Raw genomic sequence first — 1,535 nt, forward strand, 5'->3', positions numbered from 1 at the left:
CCATGACCCCGCCCCCGTCCCCGTCCCCGTCTCACGGGAACAACGGCCGCGAGCAGTCCCAGCAGCCCGAGAACGGGAACGCCCCCGACTCCGCGCGGCCCGGCGACGCCCCCGACACCGACGCTGGGCCCGGCGGCACCCCCGGTACCACCGCTCAGCCCGGTGACACCGACTCCGCGCGGCCCGGTGCCCGGGCTGCCCTCTTCGCGCGGCCCTCCGCCAAGGAGCGGAGGCTGCTCACCGACGCGCTGCGCACCGAGACGGTCGGCGGCACGGTGCTGCTGGCCGCCGCCGTCGTGGCGCTCGTCTGGGCGAACACCCCGCTCGGCCACCTGTACGAGACCGTACGGGCGTTCCACTTCGGCATCCCCGCACTCGGCCTGGACCTGTCCGTCGAGCACTGGGCCTCCGACGGCATCCTCACGATCTTCTTCTTCGTCGCCGGCATCGAACTCAAACGCGAGCTGACGGTCGGGGAACTGCGCCGCCCGGCCGCCGCCGCGCTCCCCATGGTCGCCGCGGTGTGCGGCATGGCCGTACCCGCGCTCTTCTACGTCGCCGTCAACGCGGCGCGCGGCGGCAGCCTCGACGGCTGGGCCGTGCCGATGGCCACCGACATCGCCTTCGCCCTCGGCGTCCTCGCCGTCATCGGCACCAACCTGCCCTCCGGCATCCGCGCCTTCCTGCTGACGCTGGCCATCGTCGACGACCTGGGCGCGATCCTCGTCATCGCCGTCTTCTACACCTCCACCCTCAACTGGGCGGCGTTCGCGGGTGCCGTCGCGGGACTGGTGCTCTTCCGCGTCCTCCACGTCAACCTGCGCGTCCGCGGCTGGTACGTGTACGTGCCGCTGGGTGTCCTCATCTGGGGGCTGGCCTACAACAGCGGCGTACACGCCACCATCGCCGGCGTGGCGATGGGCCTGCTGCTGCGCGTCGCCCCCGACGACGCGACCGACCCCGACAGCACCTCCCCCGCCGAGCGCGTCGAGCACCGGGTCCGCCCCCTGTCCGCCGGCTTCGCCGTGCCCGTCTTCGCCCTCTTCTCCGCCGGCGTCGCCGTCTCCGGCTCCGCGCTGGGAGAAACCTTCCGGCAACCTGAGGCACTCGGGGTGATGCTCGGCCTGTTCGCGGGCAAGTTCGTGGGGGTGTTCGCGGGCACCTACCTGACAGCCCGCTTCACCCGCGCCCGCCTCAGCTCCGACCTGGCGTGGGCGGACGTCGCCGGGGTCGCGATGCTGGCCGGTATCGGCTTCACCGTTTCGCTGCTGGTCTCCGAACTGGCCTTCACCGACGCGGCCGTCACCGAACACACCAAGGCCGCCGTCCTCATCGGCTCCCTCGTCTCGGCGCTGGTCGCCTGCGTCCTGCTGAAACTGCGGGACGCGAAGTACCGGGCGCTGTGGGAGGAGGAGACCCGCGACGAGGACCTGGACCAGGTCCCCGACATCGACCAGGAGGCGGACCCGGTGCGCCGCCCCACGGAGGCCGCCCGAAGGCAACGCGAACGCAACGCCGACTCCTGACCCCTCCCC

At 72.8% G+C, this 1,535-nt stretch carries 1 protein-coding gene; it reads left to right on the forward strand.

Going from position 1 to position 1,535, the window contains the following annotated elements:
- The first annotated feature begins 2 nt into the window (after nt 1–2).
- A complete protein-coding gene (nhaA, locus tag AB8Z75_RS34575; protein ID WP_369209049.1) occupies nt 3–1,526 on the forward strand; it encodes a Na+/H+ antiporter NhaA in 1,524 nt (507 codons plus the stop codon).
- The last annotated feature ends 9 nt before the right edge of the window (nt 1,527–1,535 follow it).

The sequence above is a fragment of the Streptomyces sp. PU-14G genome (genome assembly GCF_041028275.1).
In the GTDB taxonomy this organism is placed as follows: Bacteria; Actinomycetota; Actinomycetes; order Streptomycetales; family Streptomycetaceae; genus Streptomyces.

Coding starts and splice junctions, on each gene's coding strand:
- nhaA (WP_369209049.1), top strand. CDS start 3: ATGACCCCGCCCCCGTCCCCGTCCCCGTCTCACGGGAACAACGGCCGC.